This window comes from Pseudoalteromonas rubra, assembly GCF_001482385.1.
Taxonomy (GTDB): Bacteria; Pseudomonadota; Gammaproteobacteria; order Enterobacterales; family Alteromonadaceae; genus Pseudoalteromonas; species Pseudoalteromonas ardens.
Map to the genome: position 1 here is coordinate 1,565,706 of NZ_CP013611.1, position 21,140 is coordinate 1,586,845.

Annotated in this window: 21 protein-coding genes; 10 read left to right on the plus strand and 11 right to left on the minus strand. The window is 49.3% G+C overall.

What is annotated here, in order from left to right:
• Positions 1–182: 182 nt before the first annotated feature.
• The 4 genes from AT705_RS06930 (at position 183) to AT705_RS06945 (ending at position 7,067) form a co-directional block, all read left to right on the plus strand.
• Positions 183–1,385, plus strand: a complete 1,203-nt coding sequence (locus AT705_RS06930) for a cytochrome P450 (RefSeq protein WP_058796035.1) — start codon at positions 183–185, stop codon at positions 1,383–1,385.
• Positions 1,382–2,512, plus strand: coding sequence for a cytochrome P450 (locus tag AT705_RS06935; protein WP_058796036.1), 1,131 nt, complete (start codon positions 1,382–1,384; stop codon positions 2,510–2,512). Before AT705_RS06930 ends, AT705_RS06935 begins: the two co-directional genes overlap by 4 nt.
• Positions 2,513–2,784: 272 nt before the next feature.
• Positions 2,785–5,904, plus strand: coding sequence for a LodA/GoxA family CTQ-dependent oxidase (locus AT705_RS06940; RefSeq protein ID WP_082668934.1), 3,120 nt, complete (start codon positions 2,785–2,787; stop codon positions 5,902–5,904).
• A gap of 11 nt (positions 5,905–5,915) precedes the next feature.
• Complete coding sequence (locus tag AT705_RS06945; RefSeq protein ID WP_058796037.1) at positions 5,916–7,067, plus strand: tryptophan 7-halogenase; 1,152 nt, start codon at positions 5,916–5,918, stop codon at positions 7,065–7,067.
• An 83-nt stretch (positions 7,068–7,150) separates the two neighbouring features.
• On the opposite strand, the gene AT705_RS06950 is transcribed toward AT705_RS06945, so the two are convergent.
• Complete coding sequence (locus AT705_RS06950; RefSeq protein ID WP_058796038.1) at positions 7,151–7,933, minus strand: hypothetical protein; 783 nt, start codon at positions 7,931–7,933, stop codon at positions 7,151–7,153.
• Between the two features lie 526 nt (positions 7,934–8,459).
• Complete coding sequence (locus tag AT705_RS25210) at positions 8,460–8,603, minus strand: hypothetical protein (protein WP_157576692.1); 144 nt, start codon at positions 8,601–8,603, stop codon at positions 8,460–8,462.
• Between the two features lie 431 nt (positions 8,604–9,034).
• On the opposite strand from AT705_RS25210, the gene AT705_RS06960 reads away from it, so the two are divergent.
• Positions 9,035–10,174 carry a S8 family serine peptidase gene (locus AT705_RS06960; protein WP_058796040.1) on the plus strand — a complete coding sequence of 380 codons (1,140 nt, stop codon included), beginning with the start codon at positions 9,035–9,037 and terminating at the stop codon, positions 10,172–10,174.
• An 89-nt stretch (positions 10,175–10,263) separates the two neighbouring features.
• Here the strand turns inward: AT705_RS06960 and AT705_RS06965 are convergent, their stop codons facing one another.
• Positions 10,264–10,614 carry a helix-turn-helix domain-containing protein gene (locus tag AT705_RS06965; protein ID WP_237113794.1) on the minus strand — a complete coding sequence of 117 codons (351 nt, stop codon included), beginning with the start codon at positions 10,612–10,614 and terminating at the stop codon, positions 10,264–10,266.
• Positions 10,615–10,891: 277 nt separating this feature from the next.
• Between AT705_RS06965 and AT705_RS06970 the strand changes: the two genes are divergently transcribed.
• The gene (locus tag AT705_RS06970; RefSeq protein ID WP_049866054.1) at positions 10,892–11,596 is read left to right on the plus strand and encodes an XRE family transcriptional regulator; all 705 of its coding nucleotides are present in this window, start codon (positions 10,892–10,894) and stop codon (positions 11,594–11,596) included.
• Between the two features lie 114 nt (positions 11,597–11,710).
• Here AT705_RS06970 and AT705_RS06975 read toward each other — a convergent pair whose 3' ends face one another.
• The 4 genes from AT705_RS06975 to AT705_RS06985 all read right to left on the minus strand — a co-directional run bounded on the left by AT705_RS06975 (position 11,711) and on the right by AT705_RS06985 (position 13,634).
• Entirely contained in the window at positions 11,711–12,088 is a 378-nt protein-coding gene (locus AT705_RS06975; protein WP_058796041.1) for a calcium-binding protein, read from the minus strand.
• 21 nt (positions 12,089–12,109) lie between these two features.
• Positions 12,110–12,325 (minus strand): hypothetical protein, encoded by a 216-nt coding sequence (locus tag AT705_RS06980; protein ID WP_058796042.1) that lies wholly within the window; start codon positions 12,323–12,325, stop codon positions 12,110–12,112.
• 581 nt (positions 12,326–12,906) lie between these two features.
• A complete protein-coding gene (locus AT705_RS25480; RefSeq protein WP_164487840.1) occupies positions 12,907–13,068 on the minus strand; it encodes a hypothetical protein in 162 nt (53 codons plus the stop codon).
• A 98-nt stretch (positions 13,069–13,166) separates the two neighbouring features.
• Positions 13,167–13,634, minus strand: a complete 468-nt coding sequence (locus tag AT705_RS06985) for a VOC family protein (RefSeq protein WP_058796043.1) — start codon at positions 13,632–13,634, stop codon at positions 13,167–13,169.
• A gap of 232 nt (positions 13,635–13,866) precedes the next feature.
• Between AT705_RS06985 and AT705_RS06990 the strand changes: the two genes are divergently transcribed.
• Together AT705_RS06990 and AT705_RS06995 are read left to right on the plus strand one after the other, a co-directional pair.
• The gene (locus AT705_RS06990) at positions 13,867–14,622 is read left to right on the plus strand and encodes a Nif3-like dinuclear metal center hexameric protein (RefSeq protein ID WP_058797920.1); all 756 of its coding nucleotides are present in this window, start codon (positions 13,867–13,869) and stop codon (positions 14,620–14,622) included.
• Positions 14,623–14,625: 3 nt separating this feature from the next.
• Entirely contained in the window at positions 14,626–15,447 is an 822-nt protein-coding gene (locus AT705_RS06995; protein ID WP_058796044.1) for a methyltransferase domain-containing protein, read from the plus strand.
• Between the two features lie 212 nt (positions 15,448–15,659).
• On the opposite strand, the gene AT705_RS07000 is transcribed toward AT705_RS06995, so the two are convergent.
• The 3 genes from AT705_RS07000 to AT705_RS07010 form a co-directional block, all read right to left on the minus strand.
• A complete protein-coding gene (locus AT705_RS07000; RefSeq protein ID WP_058796045.1) occupies positions 15,660–16,538 on the minus strand; it encodes a winged helix-turn-helix domain-containing protein in 879 nt (292 codons plus the stop codon).
• 162 nt (positions 16,539–16,700) lie between these two features.
• Positions 16,701–17,387, minus strand: coding sequence for a DUF4336 domain-containing protein (locus AT705_RS07005; protein WP_058796046.1), 687 nt, complete (start codon positions 17,385–17,387; stop codon positions 16,701–16,703).
• A gap of 141 nt (positions 17,388–17,528) precedes the next feature.
• The gene (locus tag AT705_RS07010; protein WP_058796047.1) at positions 17,529–18,110 is read right to left on the minus strand and encodes a TetR/AcrR family transcriptional regulator; all 582 of its coding nucleotides are present in this window, start codon (positions 18,108–18,110) and stop codon (positions 17,529–17,531) included.
• A 126-nt stretch (positions 18,111–18,236) separates the two neighbouring features.
• Here AT705_RS07010 and AT705_RS07015 point away from each other — a divergent pair, with 126 nt between their 5' ends.
• Entirely contained in the window at positions 18,237–19,280 is a 1,044-nt protein-coding gene (locus AT705_RS07015) for an alkene reductase (RefSeq protein ID WP_058796048.1), read from the plus strand.
• Between the two features lie 65 nt (positions 19,281–19,345).
• Here AT705_RS07015 and AT705_RS07020 read toward each other — a convergent pair whose 3' ends face one another.
• The gene (locus tag AT705_RS07020; RefSeq protein ID WP_058796049.1) at positions 19,346–19,744 is read right to left on the minus strand and encodes a rhodanese-like domain-containing protein; all 399 of its coding nucleotides are present in this window, start codon (positions 19,742–19,744) and stop codon (positions 19,346–19,348) included.
• Between the two features lie 600 nt (positions 19,745–20,344).
• Here AT705_RS07020 and AT705_RS07025 point away from each other — a divergent pair.
• Complete coding sequence (locus tag AT705_RS07025; protein WP_010382709.1) at positions 20,345–21,094, plus strand: SDR family oxidoreductase; 750 nt, start codon at positions 20,345–20,347, stop codon at positions 21,092–21,094.
• Positions 21,095–21,140 lie beyond the last annotated feature (46 nt).

The following is a 21,140-nucleotide window of genomic DNA, read 5'->3' on the forward strand; positions in this document are numbered from 1 at the left end:
CTATGAAAGCACTTAAAACAAAAGTAATGCGCGCATTGGGCCTTCGCACCGCCACTCAGTCAAAGCGCTATCTGTGGAAGTTGTATAACAACATTTAATTCCGCTCTTCAGCCCATGACCTAACCCATGGGCTGTTTCACCACCTCTCCCCTGAATGGCAACCCACAGAGCGAATAATAACAATGATGATACCCAAAGAGCGCCCTGACATTACGGCAATGAGAGAAGATTGCAGTAAGGGAAAAGAAGATTATCAGGTTGACGACCAGAGCTATGCCTTTTTTAACCCACAAAGTGCCCGGCTGGCGAATCAGCTGAACTTTGCAGACATGACCCTGCCGGAGTCCCTGTTTGATACCCAAGACAACGGTCAGCAGGCAATGAGCTGGCAGCATATTCGCAGTGGCTGGCTTAAAACCCTCAAAGAGTTAGACACTCAGACTGCGCTCAGTCAGGTCAAACAGACAATGAAGGCGCATTTACTGAGTGTCGCTGGCAAGCCTGCTAACCTGGACCTGCTGATCCAGGAATGTATTGCGTTTTCTGTCCTGGATGTGATGATCTGCGATCTCACCGCACAACAGCGGGCACTGATAACGCGCCACATGCGCGCCCAGATCCAGGTGTTATTAAAACCCGAAACGCACACTCGACTAAGACAATATCCCTTGCTCTGGTATAACCTGCGTGCGGCTCAGGTGATCCGCAAGGCGATCCATAAACGCCGCAAAAGCAAGGAGCCCAGGCTCGACCTGTTGCAAAGCATTGTCGATAACTACGCTGCATTGGGTACCGACAGAGCACTGGACGCCATGATGACCCTGGTCACTGCGGTTTCGGGCCCGCCCGGCGCCGTCGCCAGTTGTATGGCTGCGCAGCTGCTGCAATCTCCCCAATGGCAAGACAAGCTTCGCGCAGAACTTAACGCAGCACCCACTCAGGTGCCCGCTCTGCCCTTTAAACACACACCGCAGTTACACTGGTTTATCAAAGAATCGCTGCGCATGTGGAGTGTGCCGATTGTATTTCGTGAGGCACGCTGTCCGTTTAGCGTGGGTAAATTGACCGTGCAGGCTGGCGATACCTTTTTTAACAGCAGCTACTTTGTGCACCGTAACGAGCAGTACTGGCCCGAGCCTCATGTGTTCGATCCGCTGCGCTGGCAACAGGCAAACGTGCAACCCAACACCTATGTGCCATTTGGCTGGAACCCCCGCGCCTGTGTTGGTGCGCAGCTGGGCACCAACCAGCTGGCCATCTTGTGTCAGCTGTTATTGTGTGATCTCAACATCACCCTCACGAGTCCATCGGCGCTCGCGTTTGAAAATATGAACATCCCCTCTGTATCCGGTTTTGAGGGCACCATTAGCGAGCAACAGGCATGAGATTAGAAGACACCGAAGAAAAATTTAACAAGCCTTTTCAGGCGCTGGACCAGGCACTGTCCAAGTGTCCCGCACACATTGAGTTTGAGCAGGATAATTACTATGTGACTGACTTTGACTCCGCGAAACAGGCGATGGGGAATCCCGACGGCAATTATGTCGAACAATCCGATTTTTTTAGCGTTAACGGCGCGATGTTTTCGACCCGGGATGTACAAATTGCCATCGGCAAAGACGCCATCCTCAGCCTCAAACGTTACTATGAGCAGCGCCGGAGCAAGATAATTGAGCAATTCAAACATCAGATAAACCTTGGCCAGCGCTGGCCGGATAGTGCCAATGACCTGATGTACAATGCGTTTTATGACTTTTTAGTCGATAACCAGCGCAGTCCCCAGCTACGTAAACTGCTCGATCAGGTGCTCATTTATTCTCTCTACAGTGGTCAAAAAACCCATGGGGCTGGATGGCGACGCGCCTTTATCCGCATGCGGGTGCACCGGGCACTGCGCGCAGTATTTAAAGCACGCCGCCAGCAAAGCCCGTATCAGGGCAATAACCGCGATGTGATTGACATCTTGCTGGCATCGAGTCCGGAAAACGAGTCGCCCAAAGCGCTGGCACAGATTTTTTTATCCTTCTTTTTTGCCATTAACAGTTCCATGGCGTTTACCCTGGCCTGGTCTTTGTATTTTTGTGCCAAAGAAGGCGGCGTTTTGCACCCCGCCCCCTGGATTGTCAAAGAAGCTTTGAGGCTCTGGCCCGTCGCCTGGAACCTGCCCCGCACACCCAGCAAAGCCCATACCCTGGGGGAACTGAACATCAAGCAGACGGACACAGTTACTGTCTGCCCATACGTGCTGCACCGCCACCCGGACAACTGGCCGCAACCCGAGCGCTTTTATCCGCCACGCTGGGAAAATGCCTCTGCTGACGCGCCCTATATGCCGTTTGGCTGGGGCACCCATAAATGCATTGCCTCTGCCTTTGCACTGACCTTTACCGCAGATCTGATTGGCGCGATACAAGGCCAGCAACTGACATTTGAGCAGCTGTCGGACGAACTGCATCCGGAGCCTGCCATCGCGCCGCCCGCCTTTAAAGTCACAGCACACAACCCAGCCTGATCCTGTTATGTAAAAGCCCGCTCTGCGGGCCTGTCCGAGGACCCTACTCCCTCGCGTAACCGCTTGTAATAGTTATTACACGACTTTGCGTCTAGAGTTTATGCAGATACCGACCGGTGCAACACGGCTATACTCTCAGCCGGCAGGCGTGGATCGTAAGGCCCGGTCGGGACAGGTAAACGGCGTATCTGTGGCTCACGCGTCAACTGGCAAGTGAGTTTGTGCGCCATTGCAGTTACCTGACAAGGAAACATAGATAAGCGGAAACCGTTATGAGCGATAAGAAAAAACGTAGTAAGCAACAACAAGGTGAACTGGTTAACCCCAAGTATCTGGATAAAAACTCCAAACATGCCCCTACTGCCAACAAGGTCAAGTGCTGGACCGGTGGCGATGACTACCAGCCTATTGAGCTGGCCACTCAGCGCCTCAAAGAAATGTTTGTTGAAATGGGACAAAAAACCCGTATAGAGCGCGGTCAGAAACCCGCAGAGCGGGCCGTATTTCGTAAGCAACATGGCATCGCCTATGGTACCTTCGAAATACACGGAAAACTCGATAAAGCCCTCCAGAAAGGTGTGTTTGCCAAACCCGCGAGTTACGACTGTGTGGTGCGTTTTTCCAGCGATACAACACCAGATAGCCCGGATCTGCACACCACCTTAGGTGTTGGGATCAAACTGTTTGGCGTGAAAGGCCAGAAGTTGCTGGGCGACAGCGACAATGTTGATTTTATCATGCAAAACATCGATCGCTTTTTTGCCCGCGATGCCTCACAAATGTGTGCCTTTACCACCGCCGGTGTCATCAACCGCGATTATCCGGCTTATCTTAAAAAGCACCCAAAAACAGCCGCCGTGCTTGATGCCATGACCAAGGTCGAAGCCAGCTGCCTGAGTGCGCATTATTGGGCAATACTGCCATTCAAACTTGGTGAGCAAAATGCCGTGAAATACCGTATTCGCCCTGTGGATACCTATCGCGGTGCGCCGGCACAGGGCAATAATTACCTGGCTGATGATCTACAGATCCGCCTGCGTCAGGGTGAAGCCAAATTTGTATTTGAAATTCAGCGTCGTCCAGCCAATGCCTCAGAAGAAGACTTTCCGATGGACAACGCCATGGTGGTGTGGCCGGAAGATCAGGCACCTTTTGAGCCCGTTGCCACGCTAACGCTGCCACAACAAGATATTTGCACCATTGGTCAGGCCGAGTTTGGTCGCAATCTCGCCTTCAATATCTGGCGAACACTGGCCGACAATGAACCTCTGGGTTCCATCGCTCAGGCACGAAAAGTGGTATATCAGGCCAGTGCCGATACCCGCCACCAGGCCAATGGTCAGCAAATGAATGAGCCCAATGCCATTGAGCCAAAGTTTACTGGTAATACAGACGAAGACAGCACGTGTATTGTGCGTGCCGGCATTTATCCCCCCATTGGTGTGATGCGGGTTGGTGGCAGTAACGAATACTTTATTGGCCCGCAAGTGCCTAACCCCAAACCCCGGCTGGAAAAAGATGCCTATCGTGATGGCAAAGGACTGCTTAAACGTCAGGCGGCCGAATTCCGGATCTATGGCTTCAATGCCGCAGGTAAGGCCGTCAAAGAACTAACTATGGACAATGCCAAAATCAGCTGGCAGGTGCATTTGGCCAATCAAAAGTCGTCCTGGTATGAATTTCAGCTGGCTCTGGACGTACCGGAAGCGGCCGATGCGCCACCCAGCCTGCTGCGTAACGCCAATGTTGCCGATCGCAACCGCTTGCTGATCGATGGCGGCAGCCACACGCTCGATAAGCCCAAAGTGAAAAAAGGCCCGCAATTCCATGGCGAGTTTATGGGAGAAGAAGTCTATTTGGGTGAGCTTAAATCCGATAAACAGGGTCGTTTGATTGTACTGGGCGGCAATGGTGTATCACGTAATATCAACGGCGATATCGCAATCACCTTTGCCAACAATGAAGGCTGGCACGACGACATTTCCGACGGTCCGGTCACTGCCGAGGTAGAATATGAGGGCGTTAAGCTGCAAGTTGACCCGGCCTGGGTGGTGTGTGCCCCACCTGACTATGCGCCAATGCAAAAATCCGTGCGTACCATGTGGGACTTAATGCGCTCAGTGGCCGTCAATGCCGGTATGCTCACCCGCCCGGTTCGTCCTTCTTTCAGGCAGGATATTTTGCCCATTTTCGAGCGTATGACCGACTTGCAATGGGTCAATGCGGGTTTTGCCGCCGGGTTTGGATTTAAAGCCCCCTTTAATTACACCAGCGAAGAATGGAAAGCCAAACTCGGTAACCCCTCCCCGGCTTATAAAGAGCTGCGTCGCACGCTGTCGAACAATTTCCGTCGCTACGGACAACCTGGTGCTCAGGCAGCGCAACTGTGGCCCTGGCTTTATGGCGATGCGTTGTCTATCCCGCCAGCGGGCTCTGAGCGACAGCACTCCACGTTATCAGCACTGCAATTGTCTTTCTTAGATCAGTGGGTTGAGGGCGACTTTACTGCCGACTATATCGATCCGGCAATTTGTCCGCATGCGGCTGAGCCCGATGACATAGACAAAGTACCGGTTGCCGAGCAACCCGATATGCTGACCCGTGGCGCACTGGATTTTTGTCTTGCTGATGCCTTCCACCCGGGGTGTGAAATGACCTGGCCTATGCGTACGGCCGGTATGTATTCAGCGCCGTTCCGTATTAAGCATGCAGACAAAGCGATCTGTAAAGACACCACCTATTATGGTGCGCAGATCAATGGCGATACCATTACACTGGCTCAGGGTCCCATTCTGGGCGGCCAGGTTGCCGGTGGTATCACGCGCTGGATGGCGATCCCCTGGCAAACCGACACAGCCAGTTGCCGGGACGGCTACACACCAGAATACGACCCGTATCTGCCTACCTTCTGGCCAGCGCGGGTACCCAATAATATTCTGGATGTCGCGCGCTACGAAGCAGCAATCAACCCGGCACTGGATCCTCAGACCCGCGTCGAAGCATTCAATTACCGCAGTGACTGGCTGGATGCCCTGCCGCTATATGGTCAGCCGGCCACCTACACCGCACAGATCAACAGCATGATCAAAAACTTCGACAAGCTCGCTGTGGTACAGGGTCGTCCGGGCGCAACCGACGACGTCGAACTGCCCGCCAGCATGCAAGTCGGTATCACGGCTGAAGATCATCGCGAGGGGCTGGCCAGCGAGGCCGAAATCACCGAACTGGGCAAGCTACAAACCATTGCTGAGATTGCTGCTAATCTGGTACCCAGCCCGGATGGCCGCGATCCGGCTCAACCGGTGATGGCAACCTCGCGTTCTCGGGTCGATCTCGGGGTCATCGAAAAGGTCAGCCGCTTTGCGGTGAACTTCCCAAAAGACTTTAAGTAAGGTCGAACGCAATGACACAGGTAAAACACTGTCAAATTGCGATTATAGGTGCCGGGGTGGCGGGCTGTATCGCCGCCCTGGCACTGAGTCGCCACTTTCAGGTACTCTTGATTGATAAGCAAGCTGCCTGCCCCGACAAGGTTGGAGAGTGCCTGCCGCCTGCTGCGGCGCGGGTACTTCGCAACCTGGAGCTGTTGCATGCTTTTGAACAGCGCCAGGATCTGCATATACCAAACTATGGCATTCGAAGCCATTGGGGCAGTGAACATGGCCTTATCAACGATACGCTCAGTAACCCGGATGGAACAGGCTGGCAGCTTAACCGGGCCGGATTTGAAAACTGGTTACGCGAGCAGGTGACTGCGCGGGGCATAGAGACGCTCTGGCCTGCTAAGTTGCTGGATGCTCAGCCTGGCAGCGATGGTTGGCTACTGCACCTGGCTACGCAAACACAAATTCAGGCCAGCGCGCAAAGTATCGCGGTACCTTGTCACTTCGTGATTGATGCAACCGGACGTCACAGTGCGTTTGCCACCAAACTCGGGCTCAAACGTAAAGTACTGGATAAGCAAATTGCGCTGTGGGCCAGCCTGGATTGCGCCATGGAAAATCAACTGGCATGCATTAATACGAGCCCACAAGGGTGGTGGTATAGCGCCAAGTTACCCGCCCAGCGTCGCGTACTGGCATTGCAAACAGACAGCGACTTACTCGAAAAAGGACTGCAACATGACCTGAGTCAGTTTTGCCACCTTGCGCGCTCACAGGCAGGATTAAAAGCTCTGCTGCCAAAGGGGATTGAACAATCAGGGAACATGCAGCTGCATGGAGTGGTATCAGCCAACAGCACCTGTCTGACCCAAACCGCAGGACATCGCTGGGCCGCTTTGGGCGATGCGGCATGTAGCTTCGATCCTTTGTCTTCGCAGGGGATGTTCAATGCCATGGCAACCGCCATGCAGCTGACCAATAGCCTGACAGGCCATGGCCTGACCGATCCCAGTGCCACAATTGAAATTGCCCGCTTGCATCAAACGCAAATCGGCGCAATATGGCAGCGCTATCTGTCTCATCGGGCGCATTTTTATGGCCAGGAGCAACGCTGGCCCGATGCCCCCTACTGGCAACGTCGCCAAACACAAAAAAACGCCGAGTTAAGTTAAGCCCGGCGTGAGGTTCGCAATTCAAGTCCTTTTTAGATACCTATCCATTTTATGTTTGCTCATTTGGGGGGAGCAAAGTGGTATTATTTTACAATCAGCTGATCTTCATAGGTGTAGATGCTGTTTGGATCTGTCAGGTTAAAGACTTTCACTGCCATAGTCTTACCTACTGCGTTTTCACACTCAAGAATTTGATATAGCACTGGATTCTTAGCTTTGTTATCTACCACAGTGTCCAGAGTGAAAACGTCTGAATGGAATGGACCCTTGCGATCTTCACCATGGAATAAGCCCAAAGACACACCACGATCTGCTACTATGCTACAACGCGCGTCGTTGTTCTGGTTATCAATGACCAGGCGGCTGCTAATGTGATAAGCCGTGTGATAGCCATATGAGTAAGGCTGATTCACGAAGTCACCAGCGGGTGTCAGCTCAATTTGCCAATCGACTACAGGCGCTCCCGGTACGTTAACCAGTACTTTGTACCAGTCACCCGCCGCATCATAACAGCTGACATGCAGTACTTTCTTTTCGGTCAGTGTCGCTTCAGGAATAGCAACACCCATTTCAACTGTATTGCGATCCGCAATCGTCTTCACACCCAGGTTAACAATATGACGGCCGTCATTTGCAGAATACAGGTTTGCAGATTCACAGTAAGCACCTTCACCGCGCAGAACCAGTTGCGCTTCAAAATTATGCGCAAACTCACCGGTTAGTAATGCTGAGCTTACCGGGCCTGAGGTGTAGTTAGTCAAACGCTCGTATCCATCAGTATCAAACACATTTTGATAAGCCGTAGCCTGGCTACCAAATGCACTGAACAAAGCGACTGCAGCAAATGACAAAGATAAGGTTTTCATGGTTATGTCCTTTTAGAAAGTAACGAGTAAAAAGTGTTAATGGTTAAACAGAGCAGCGCAGGTCAACGATTGACCATCATATCTGACCCTTGCAGGCTAACTGAGGTCACCATAGCAAGAGAAATTCGCCCCGGACAAATTTCAAAAACAAGTAGGATTACTCATCGGAAAATAAAAAATATCCAATATAATCAAAATTATAAAAATATCCCCCCCATACTCCTAAGCATTGCATAGGGTTTCAAAAGCCACTCCTAAGAGACCCTGTTTTATTCTGTTCAAAAAATAATGAAACTTCATATGAGTCACTTTATTCCCATTTCTATAAGCCGATAAAGCTTGATCTACGACAAAAAAATTTGTCATTCAGCAGCAAAATTTCTCGTCGAAGTAAAGCTTGTGCGCCCACCCCATGCGCCTGCTACTTGCGTGTTTTCTGAAAATAGCCAATCCGAGTACATCGCAGTGGTGTGTTTAGCATGACGTGGTCACCCTGTGGTAAGATGATAGAGCAACTATCGAGGATCTATAACTGGCTCAGATAAAGGTAATACGCTGATGCGTCATAAATACCAGAGTCGCTTTGCGCTAGATCTGAGGCGTTAATCGTGTGCACCCGCATGATGGGTGCATACATCAGTGCAACAGCAACCGACTTCAATTTCTTCAAACGTGCTCCCACAGTGGTAATCAATACTTCACCAGGTCTCAGAAGAGCAACTAAACGCCCCCCCTTCTGAGGCCCCTTCGGCCCTCTACGCTTCATTAATTTACGCACACACAACTGCTGCACGTTCAATAAAGTGCTTTATCGGGAGATCGGACTGGTCATTTCAGGAGAGTGCAATAATTTACGCAACGATATTTCATAGAAAGGAGCGAAACTCAGGTACATGTACCTTAATTTTAAGCAGAAAAAGAAAGAATAATTACTTCTATAAATACTAACACTAAGCATTTTATAGACCTCATATAACACCAGATAAGTTTTTTTATCCAAACCGTTTGACTTTCATTCATTTAAAACTAACTTTTAAAACAACTCGACACACCGGGTTAACCAAATAAGAACAATTACTTTTATGACAACAGGAAAAACGAATGAAACATTCTTTAATTTGCTTATCGATTGTAAGTGCTCTATCCAGTGCCGCTGCGGCGGCGTCAGAACCCGACTACCAGGGTGCAGCCGCTGAGCTGACGATTAACAACACCTGTATCGTCAGATTCGACGACAAGACAGAAAAGCTGGATGTTGAGGGCAAAGCCAGAGGGTTGCTGGCACGTGCAAACGCACAAGCAAAACACATCTATAAACATGCAATGAAAGGCATGGCAGTTAATATGAGCTGCGAGCAGGCACGCACCATGTTTGCCGCAGAATCGGCCACTATGCGCTTTACGCCAGACGGTGCAGTGTATGCCAGCCCGGCAAAAAAACTTGGCAAACCCGGCGGCGGCACGCAAAACCAAACTATTCCGTGGAGTGTCAGCCGCGTTGGTGGCCCGATTGATGGCAGCGGTTATACAGCCTGGGTTATAGATACCGGCATTGATGTTGATCATGCCGACCTGAATGTTGACAGCAGCCGGGGCTTCAGCGCCTTTAACAAAGGCAAGAATGCCGGCGTTGATGATGCTAATGGTCACGGTACCCATGTTGCAGGCACCATTGCAGCGCTGGATAATAGCCTGGATGTGGTTGGAGTCGCGGCTGGGGCCACCGTTATTCCGGTGAAAGTACTCGACTCCCGCGGCTCTGGCAGCTGGTCGGGCGTATTGGCAGGTATTGACCATGTCGCAGCCAATGCATCACCGGGAGATTGTGTCAATATGAGTCTCGGTGGTGGCTTTAACCAGGAGCTGAATGATGCCGTAGAAAGTGCAGCTCAGCAGTCTGGTGCTTTCTTTGTGATTGCAGCAGGTAATGAAAGCCAGCATGCCAGCAACGTCTCACCTGCCAGCGCTTCGCATCCACGCGTATATACCATCTCAGCGACGGATGCCAATGACCGCTTCGCCAGCTTCTCGAATTATGGTAACCCACCTGTTGACTACGCGGCTCCGGGCGTCAGTATTTTGTCAACACGCAGCGGCGGTGGCACGACAACCATGTCGGGCACATCCATGGCATCACCTGCAGCCTGTGCCGTGATCATGATGAACAATGGCAACCCCAGAACTGATGGACGTGCATCTGGTGATCCAGATGGAAATGCAGACAACATTATTCATTTATAAGTGACTATCAGCAGTTCAGCCTTCGCGCTGAACTGCTGTCAACTCAGACATGTTTGATCAGCAATACAGTCCAGGCTGGCCTGATAGGTTCAGACCGTCATCCCCTGCGCTTGCATCGACCTGACGCCAGCAATCGCCTGCATAATATCCATAAAATATACATCCTCAAGCAGTGAAATCACATCATTCCACCTTGGGTTAAATTCGTTATTTTCCCAGCGCCTCAGGGTACGCTCCTCAATACCATAACTTGCGGCAGATTCAGCCTGAGTAAACCCTCTTAATTTACGCGCATACTTTAATAACTGTGCCCCACGGGGAGCACGCAACAAATCAAATGCCTGTGCGTTATCTTGTTGCGGTGATGGCACACCTCCTCCCAGAGTGAACGGGTTAATCATAGTGTCTGTTGGGATCTTGCAGTTTGCTGTGCTGGTCATATCCACTTCCTTACTTTTTTACGCAATCTTGTCATGTTACCCATACATATTGGTGTAATTGGGTCATTATCTACTATCAGCAATGGCTGTTAACGCGGACTGAATCCTTAAAACACCGCCAATGCGTAATTTATGAAAGATGATAGTTTAGTTTTTTACGCAGATCAATGCGTAACAATCAAAATTTTGCGTAAAAATTTGAATTGCGTTTTCCCATATAAGCTCCTATAATGCCTTATTGCTTAAAAATGGGACACCAGAGGCGTGGTATCAAATAATGGAAAAACAACACAATACGGAAGCTGACAGCTCAGCATTCGCAGAGCGCGTTGAATATGCAATTAAACCGCATAGCATTCGTGCCTTTGCGTCAAAAATTGATATTTCGGAAGGCACCTTAAGACGCATACTCAAAGGTGAAGATCCGAAACTGAGTATTGTAGAGCGCATTGCTCAGGTCGCCAATGTTGACCTGATGTGGCTGATCCAGGGGGAAACCGCTGCAGATTGCCCCCAATCTCCCATCATCACCCAGCCTCTGGTCAAACTGGATGAGTTTAACGAAGCCTTTGTCTTAGTGCCTGGTTATCATGTCTCGGTCAGTACCGGGTATGGTGCCTTTAATGATAATGCCCAGGTTGCGCGCCATCTGGCATTCAGAAAAAAGTGGATTGACTACAAAAACCTCGATAAAAGTGAACTGGCAGTTGTGTTTGCTAAAGGCGACTCGATGGAACCCACCATCCACAATAACAATACTATTTTGGTCGATCTGAGCGATAAAAAGCTCAGCGAAGGCCTGATCTATGTGGTCCGGCTGGGTGAAGAGTTATATGCAAAACGGTTACAACAGTATCTGGATGGCTCAGTCAGACTGATCAGTGATAATAAAGAATACGTCGAACAGGTTGTCCGTGCAGACGAGCTGGAGCAACTTGAAATCATTGGTAAAGTCGTGTGGATAGGTAAAGATCTGGCGTAAGCAAGATAGCTAACGGCCACTGAACACGCTCAATGGCCTTGCCTGAGTATGCACATAGGCCTGTCGGGCTCAGTACCAACCGCCTCGTTCTTTTTCGCTGGTGACTATGTCTCCCTAATACAGTTGATTGCGCCCGGCACTGCCGTTCAGAGTATCGTACCCCGGGCCTCCGGCCAGGATATCGTTGCCCTCTTTGCCTTCCAGTGCATCTTTGTCACCACCGCCGTTCAGGGTATCATCGCCAGGCCCACCCACCAGCTTGTCACGCCCTGCAAAACCATTTAATTCATCATTACCAGCACCACCAAATAGCCTATCTCCGCTGCAGCCTCCCATGACCTCATCGTCACCGTTACCTGCCCAGATATACTGCGCTATCGTAATAGTACGACCATCGTAATTGTCTTCACCGTCGCCCAGATAAACCTGAACTTGCTCGACCTGGCTGGCATAAATAAACACACAACTGGCACTGTCAGACGTCGCTCGCATCACTTTAATGCGCCGACCATCTCATGTCAGGCGATATGTTTCTGCCTCAGCAGTCCCAACAACATTAAGTACAACCAGATATTTTACTGATTTCGCCGTTCTCAAAGCCGTACGTTTGACCTCGATAACGGCGCTCCCACCGAGGCCGGTGCAGACACCATCTGATGCAATCGCAATGCGTGTATCAACAAAGCTCAGCGCGCTCAGTATCAGCGCAAACAAACCATACTCATTCATATCCCTCTCATAGTGCCACGCACTCGGGCTGTTTGACAGCACAGCAGCGATATCAGCTCAAGTTGCTGTTATTTTAGCCATGGCGTGTGGACACAATGTGCAGATATCACACTGGGAGCAGGCTTCTGACCCGTTGTGAGTCATCACCATATGGCTAATACTTGCAGCCTTAGCTATGCACCATACTGATAAGTAAACACTTCTAGCATAGCATGCGGTGTGTAATGTGACGTTCACACACAAAGCGCACAGACCAATGGGGCTGTGACAGATCCCGGATAACCATAGACAGCACGCTTTATCACCATGCAAAATTTAAAATCACAACCTTACAATTAGAAATCCATAAAAATACGCCACGAATTTACGGCTCAATAACAATAGAAAATTTATAGGCCTACTTTTAAGGTCGAGAATCAAAACGAGGAGCTTTATTTTTAGCCTGTAGATAATAATGAAAAGATAAAAGCATCAGCAGGAGACAGTAACAAGCAAGCCAAACCTTCTGTCTGGACACGACTGATAGCAAAGATGAGCCCGGATTTCAGGGGCTTAAGTAACATTACGCAATAAGGCGCGTATTAACACATACACTGCCAGAACTGATTGCCGGTTTCTGACTCAGCCGGGCGACAACGGTAGGTATAAGGCGCACCACCCGCGATGTTTGGCGTTTGTTGCTGTGCAAGCTGTTGTGTTTCTGTCAGACGTTTTAATGCAGACTTCTTAATTTGTAGTTTCATATTCTTTTCCTTGAGTTGAATTTTTTATGATCATAAAGATGATGATTACAAATAAACCGACACCAACAGCACAAAAAACCAACAGAACTATTGCTTTTTCATGAATCATCCGTCATCCACTCAGCCATTCTTGCGGCAATTTCCTCTTCACTCAAATCTTCCTGGTGAGTACCTATCGTCCAAACATGGCCGAACGGATCCTGTAAAGTACCAGCTCGATCTCCATAAAACTGATCGACCACAGGGCGAAGTTCTGTGGCACCAGCTGCAATCGCCTGGGCAAAGGTACTGTCTACGTCAGGCACATAAAACATCAAACTTACGGGCGTACCACCAAGCTGTTTCGGACTCTTGAAGTGGGCATCCGGACACATATCAGACAGCATCAAATGGGAGTCACCAATTTTTAGCTCAGCATGCGCTACCCCCCCATCCGGCATTGGCAATTGCATTATCAGCTCAGCGGCGAAGGCTTTACGATAAAAGTCTATCGCCTGCGCCGCATTTTCGGTAATCAAATAGGGGGTCAGGGCATGGTAACCATCCGGTATCGCTGAAACTGTCATGGTGATTTCCTCACAGGTTACGGGCAGTATCACACTTTGTTTGTCGTTACCTATCGCCGATAATCGCGACACTGCTCGTCAGGCAAACGGTACAATTAAAGCTAGCCTAGTTCAGTGAAATGTCGAGTTGCGGCAGCGCTGAGAGAATTCGCTTTGCGGTGTGTTCATCGCTTTTTCAGCAAGACAAAAAGCGCTAAACTAAGCGCTTTTGACGCCTAACAGTGAGAGCATGATGCAACGTAAAAAGCTGGTAAACCACCTCAATGAATATCTTAAGCCGTTCCAGATTAAAGACTATTGTCCAAATGGCTTGCAGGTCGAAGGCAAGCCTGAGATCCGAAAGGTCATCACCGGCGTCACAGCCAGCCAGGCCCTCATCGATGCAGCGATTGAAAAACAAGCGGATGCCATACTGGTTCATCACGGCTACTTCTGGAAGGGCGAAGACCAAGCCGTAACCGGCATGAAAAAGCGCCGGCTCCAGGCACTGCTCGCACATGATATTAACCTGCTTGCTTATCATCTACCGTTGGATGTACACCCAGAAGTGGGCAACAACGCGCAGCTGGGTAAGTTACTTGGCCTAACATTAGAGCGTCCACTGGAACCCTGGAACAGCAACAGTGTTGCGGTAAAAGGAAAACTCAGCGAGCCTATGTCTGCAAGCGACTTCGCAGCATTAATTGAGCAAAAGCTGGGACGCAAGCCACTTGTAAATCAGGCGGGTGATCACCTGATCAAGACCATTGCCTGGTGCACGGGAGGTGGGCAAAGCTTTATCGATTTGGCTGCCAGTCAGGGGGTCGATGCCTACCTGACCGGCGAAGCGTCTGAACAAACTATTCACTCATCCAATGAGCAGCAGATCCACTTCTTTGCCGCCGGACATCACGCAACCGAGCGTTATGGTGCAAAGGCACTGGGTGAGTATCTGGCCACCCAGTTTGACGTAGACGTTGAGTTTGTTGATATCGACAACCCAGTGTGATCTATGGCTAAGCACAAACAACGTACCCTCAACCGTGATGAGGACCGCAATTTCGGCGAGCTAACCGGTAAATTTAAAAACAACATTTATGGCACCACAAAGGGCCAGCTGAGAGAAGCCGTGTTGCAGCGTGATCTCACCCAGCAAGTGCCCTGGCTTGGTATTGATCTGACTAAAACCGTACTTGATGTAGGCGGCGGCCAGGGTCAACTGGCGCTGTTTCTGGCTCAGCTGGGCCATGCAGTAACACTCGTCGATATCTCTGAAGAGATGCTGGCGCAGGCACAGCGTCAGGCCGTCGCGTTGGGCGTGAGTGAGCAGATAACCCTGATCCATGCACCGCTTCAGGCACTCCCGGATCTGGCACTCGGCCAGTTTGAACTGGTGATGTGTCATGCCGTGTTGGAGTGGTTGAGTGAGCAACAACAGGCTTTATCACTGTTGACGCAGCGGCTCACGCCAGATGGGTTTTTGTCGCTGATGTATTACAATCGTGCGGCTCAGCGCATGGCCAATATGATCTATGGTAATTTTGATTACGTACGCAATGGACTTAAGGTAAAACAAAAAGTCGGATTGAGCCCGAACCGTCCGCTCGAACCCACGGATGTCGACCATTGGCTGAGCCAGCTGCCGCTGCAAAAGCGAGTACAATCAGGGGTGCGGTGTTTTCATGATTATTTACGCGACCCAAGTAAAGCCAGTGATGAATTTGATGCATTATTGGAGCTGGAGCTGAAGTACAACCAGCAGGAACCGTATGCCTCACTCGGCAGATACACGCACCTGGTGCTAAAGCACCTCACCACTCCATCAGAGACATAAAAAAGACTCTGGCACCGATTACAAGTGCCAGAGCCGAGACATGTGTCCAGGTCTTTAATCCTGTCGTCATACACTCACATTGCTCAGCAAGTGTATGTCAATGCCAAAGGTCGGGAGAGCAACAATTTAACCGTGGCACAGCACTGTAAAAAAGTCATCAATTATCTTTTGAATAATTTGGAAAAGCATTTTTTTCAATAACTTATGATGAATTATTTCTTCGCAAAGTGCGATAATATCTGGCCATACAACTGGGGCCGTTCAGTGGCAACCCCCTGTCCACCGCTGGTTTTGACCACCTCAAGCATCTCCTGATTATCTATCAGAGTGTAAAAATAATAAGGCGTATGATCCCCCTCAGATCTGAGGTGTTGCAACAACTTTAATCCCGCCATAGGCTCCTGCGCCCGACCCATGTCTGAAATAATCAGATTGTATTCATACATCTGCAACAGCAATAATGCTTCTTCACTGGATTTAACGGTATATACACCAATATGGTGGCGCTCAAAATAGCGTTTTTCCTGCAGGTTATTTGCCGGATTGTCATCCACCCACAGTATTCGCCCAATCGCATCACTCGGCTCACCATAATGTAATCCCGCTGTTTGCTCTGTGCTGTGTGTCATCAGTCCGACAAAACACAGACAGGCAATCACCAAAACAGGCAGCCAATATCGTGCTGGTAGAGCGTTATCGCCCTGGGGAGCAACTGCCTGCACGGGCTGATTGGTCGCCAGCGGTACCTGTGCACTCATTAAGGTGCTGGTTAAGGGGTATTCACTGACTTCAATTGCGGGTGCAAACCGGTAGCCCTGCCCACGAACAGTAACGATACAATTTTGCTGTAAGCCTGCACGATTTAACTGGCTGCGCAGATCGGAGACCAGCTTTGGCAGCGACCAGTCGGATACGACGGTATTTGGCCACAGCAATTTAACCAGATCGGCATGAGCGCAGACCTGCGGCCGGCGCTGCAAAAGACAATGGAGAAGCATAAAGGCACGGTCGTCTAATTGTGTCGACCGCTCATCGATAATGACGCACTGCGTCGCAATATTCAAACGCGCGTTGGCGAATTGAAATTCCATAACCCTGACAATATTCTTGTTATTATCGCACCAGCGTAGCGGATTTCTCATTCACATGCTAGTTACATGCACTTGAATTGTTATCAACTTTGGTCTAGCTGGCGCGGTGATTTACGCTGAAAAAATCAATTTATAATTATTAAAATCATACAATTAAGTGTTTTATTCAAGCCACTCGAAAGCACGTTTTAAAAAAGCAACGGCGTCTTTTTCAATGATCAAACCATGCGCCATAACCAGACGCTCGGGTGCCCAGTCCAGTATGGTGTTCAGGTGTGCCCTTGCGGTGTCATGGTGAAAGATAAAACTCAGTCGCCAGTCCAGTGGAGTCTGACCGTCAGGTGCCACTACGCCTGCACCTTTCGCCACAAAACGCTGGAATGTATTCAGGCTGTTCGGGTCAAAGTTTTCTATCAGGTCTGTAACCAGCAAAGTGCGACTTTGAGGGTGGAAAAACACGGCTTCTTCCATTGCGGGTGAGCCAGTAAAAAGCAGTGTTTTCAGAGTATTAGCCCACGGGTAATGCCGCTCATTATCGAGGACCCCATCAAAACTGAGAGTCTTGCATTTCTCTTTGACCTCTTCAGTGCCAAAGGTTTGTGCCTCCGGGTAGGTTTCCTGCCAGGGCGACATGAATAAATGATGCAGATGATTCGGTGCTAACAGATAGAGCACAGGTCCAAGCGCCTCTACTTGCGCTCGTAACTCAGGCGTCAGGCGGATTGGACTGTGCACCCAAAGGCCGCCGCAAGGTAAACGTACTATGGTCATCCGGGTAGTGAATGGCATGGTGAAAAACGATACGGCTTCACCATCGAAGATCCAGATATTCTCGTCCAGCTGTCTCATATTAATCTCCCTGGGGATCTGATTTCCCCTTATCAAGCTTATCTAATATAAGAAAAAGTGATGAGATTTGAGACTAACACATTTGCTGATATTTTATCCAATGCACACTGTCACATGATCAAATAACGCGTACATTTTACTTTACTGACAGACGTCTTTGAGTATTTGTGCACCCAGATCACGCATGATCTGTGGCTCCGGGTGGGTGTGGGCAAAAGTGCGTAGACCATAAATACTGACAATGAGGCTTCGCGCTCTGTCCAAAGCGCTGCGCGTACCAAGCAGATCCCCCTGCTCAGCAATGCGCTCAAATACTGCGCAAAGTGCATTGCGCCACATGGCACATTGCTCACTAAGAATAGCCTGCGCCTCTTCATCTTGCTCGGCCAGTTCGTTCAGCGCTTTTTGTGTCAGGCATAATTTTTGTGGATCACAACTCACACACTCCTCCACCACATGCGTCAAATACGCCGCCAGTCCGGCACTGGCAGAAGGATGTTGTGAAAACAGTGCCTGTAACTCATCGCTGCGATCTCGATTATATTGCTCCAGTGCAGCCAACAGCAGGCCTCGCTTGTTTTGAAACGCACAGTAAATGGAACCCGGGTGCAATCCAGTTGCCGCTTTGAGATCCTGCATACTGGTTTTTGCATACCCCTTTTCCATAAAGGCCGTCATCGCGGCTCTGAGTACCTGCTCTTTATCAAATTCAGCACTGCGCATTTATTACTCTCCTCATCAAACGTAATGCATTTTACTCATTTTTGAACATTTGTTCAAAATATACTTGAACGAACATTCAAACGATCATATCTTGAATAAGCATTCAAAAACTAACTGGGTCCGACTATGACAAGCAAACTATTTGAAACTTATGCATTAAATGATCAAATTTCACTACAAAATCGTATTTTGATGGCGCCGCTTACCCGCTGTATGGCGGATGATAAATTAGTGCCAACTGATGCAATGGCCGACTATTATGCGCGCCGTGCCGATGCCGGGCTTATTATCTCTGAAGCCACCATCATTCGTCCAGACGCTCAGGGCTACCCGAACACACCAGGCCTGTTTACGAGCGAACAAATTGACGGATGGCGCAAAGTAACCGATGCAGTGCATGCTAAGGGGGGTAAGATTTTTGCCCAGCTATGGCATACTGGCCGGGTCGCTCACCCGCACTTTTTTAATGGTGATAAAGTACTGGCACCCAGTGCTGAGAAAGTGGATGGTACCGTGCCCCGAATGCGGGATCTGAGCTACATCACTCCTACACCAGCCACACTTGATGACATCAATCAGCTTATTGCCGATTATTCGCAAGCCGCCGGCAATGCCATTGATGCGGGTTTTGATGGCATTGAAATTCACGCTGCCAACGGTTATCTGATAGACCAGTTTTTACATTATGACAGTAACACTCGTACTGATAAGTATGGTGGAACCCCTGAAAATATGAGTCGTTTTGCTCTGCAAGTTATCGACGCTATCGCAGATCGTATTGGTGCAGAGCGCACTGCCGTGCGTCTGACACCAGGTGCTTACTTCAATATGCAGGCTGATCCCCGTGATAGAACTGTTTTTGATTACCTGCTGGCACAACTGGAGCTGCGTACACTGGCATTTGTGCATATAGGTACTTTTGATGACGCCATGGAGTTTGACTTCCTGGGTGGACGGGTCTCTGATTACGTCAGAGCCAACTATAGTAAAACTCTGGTTGGCGTGGGCGGCTTTACACCGCAATCAGGTGATCAAGCGCTCCGTGACGAACGTTTTGACTTACTGGCAATTGGCAGACCTTTTATTGCCAACCCGGATTACGTAGAAAAAGTCAGACAGGGTGAGACATTAACGCCCTATTCTGAAGAAATGCTGGAGACCTTAGTATAACCAGCTGAAGGCAAGGAAACAGATGCGGATGATCCCCTTCCGCTCTGTTTACCTTATTACGATGCTCACTGCTCAGTCTTTACGGGGTTGGACGTAATCACGGGAAGCTGAGCAGCTTGCCAGTCACGGAAATCGCCTCTGAGGTGCAACAGTCTAAAAGCCTGCTCAGCCAACGCTTGTTCAAAAATTGCAGCACGACGCCCGGAGCGACAATAAACCACCAGTGTTTCGGGTTTGAGTGTATCCAATAAAGATTGATGCTGTGAGATCAGGTCAAATGGAATATTAATGGCCCCTTTGAGATGTCCTGCCTCGAACTCGGTTGCACTTCTGACATCCACTATGACATGCGGCCGGGCTGACATCTGATTGCACAGCAACGCCTGCTGACTAATGATATCGGTTGCTGCTTGTGCAACTACACAAAACACACTGAGCAACACAAAAATACTAATCCTTATCATAAAACGATTTCTACTTCATAGACTTTCCAGTAACTGAAAGCGTAGCAAAAAAGTACATTAATCACCTCAGGAATAATTTAACACCCCAAAAACAAGAAGCTGAAATAACACTCTTTCTTGATTTGAACTTACCCTCAACAGGCACATTACGCAAGATGGGAATTTTTCATGCTGAAACCTTACCATTTAATTTACAATTACTTAGTTATTTGATCTGGCTCATTGGTAAGACAACTAAGGCTATAGTCTAATACTCATGAGCTTGTTTTACTTCTATTACTAATACCTTGAAGCTAGTGGTCACTTGGTAGATCAATGAAAAAGAAACACTATGATAAAACTTGAGCTTTTACTCTATTTTGCTATATTTTTTATCAAGCCTGACATGACAATGCTTTAACCCCCTATAAGGGACAAAACAATAATAACGAATAAACAGATAAAAAATTGTCTTGGGAATTAAATATATCGGTTATTAATTCGTCACAATGACGGATGACAATAACGCCAGTTCGTAAACCTTTTCGGTTGTATACAACCCAACCGGAAACGTGGCTTAGAAGTGCGATAGTTGAGCCGCCTTAAGTTCGGAAGAGCAATATGGAAAGCAAAAAAATCGCAGTCGTCACTGGTGCACTGGGTGGCATCGGTTCAGCTATCGTCAAAGAGCTGGTAAATGCAAACTGTTTTGTAGTGGCTGTTGCCAGCCCAAGACGTACCTCAGCGGATATTGACGCATGGCTCAATGAGCAGTCAATCAACCCGGCTGCCGTACATGGCATATTCCTGGATGTGACTGATCACCAGGCGTGCCAGGAACAGCTAGATGACGTAATCGACCAGTTTGGTCGCATTGATATTCTGGTGAACAATGCAGGCATCACACGGGATACCTCATTTAAAAAGATGACCCTGACACAATGGCAGGAAGTTATCGACACCAACTTTAACTCTATGTTCAACATGACTCACCCGGTCTTTGCACACATGTGTGCAAACAAATCAGGCCGCATCATCAATATCTCCAGCGTGAACGGCCAAAAAGGTCAGTTTGGTCAGGCGAACTACTCGGCTGCCAAGGCCGGCATGATCGGCTTCAGCAAAGCGCTGGCTTACGAAGGCGCCCGCGCAGGCGTAACCGTAAACGTGGTTGCCCCTGGCTATACGGCCACCCCTATGGTTGAAAAAATGCGTGAAGATGTGCTTGAAAGCATCAAGGCACAAGTGCCGATGCAGCGCTTAGCCACGCCACTCGAAGTGGCTCAGTCGGTCGCTTACCTGGCGTCTGATCAGGCAGGCTATATCACAGGTGAAACGCTGGCGATTAACGGCGGACTTTATATGAACTAAGCGGCGTATATCAGGGTTGAGCCTACGCTCTGAAGTACCTGGTCAG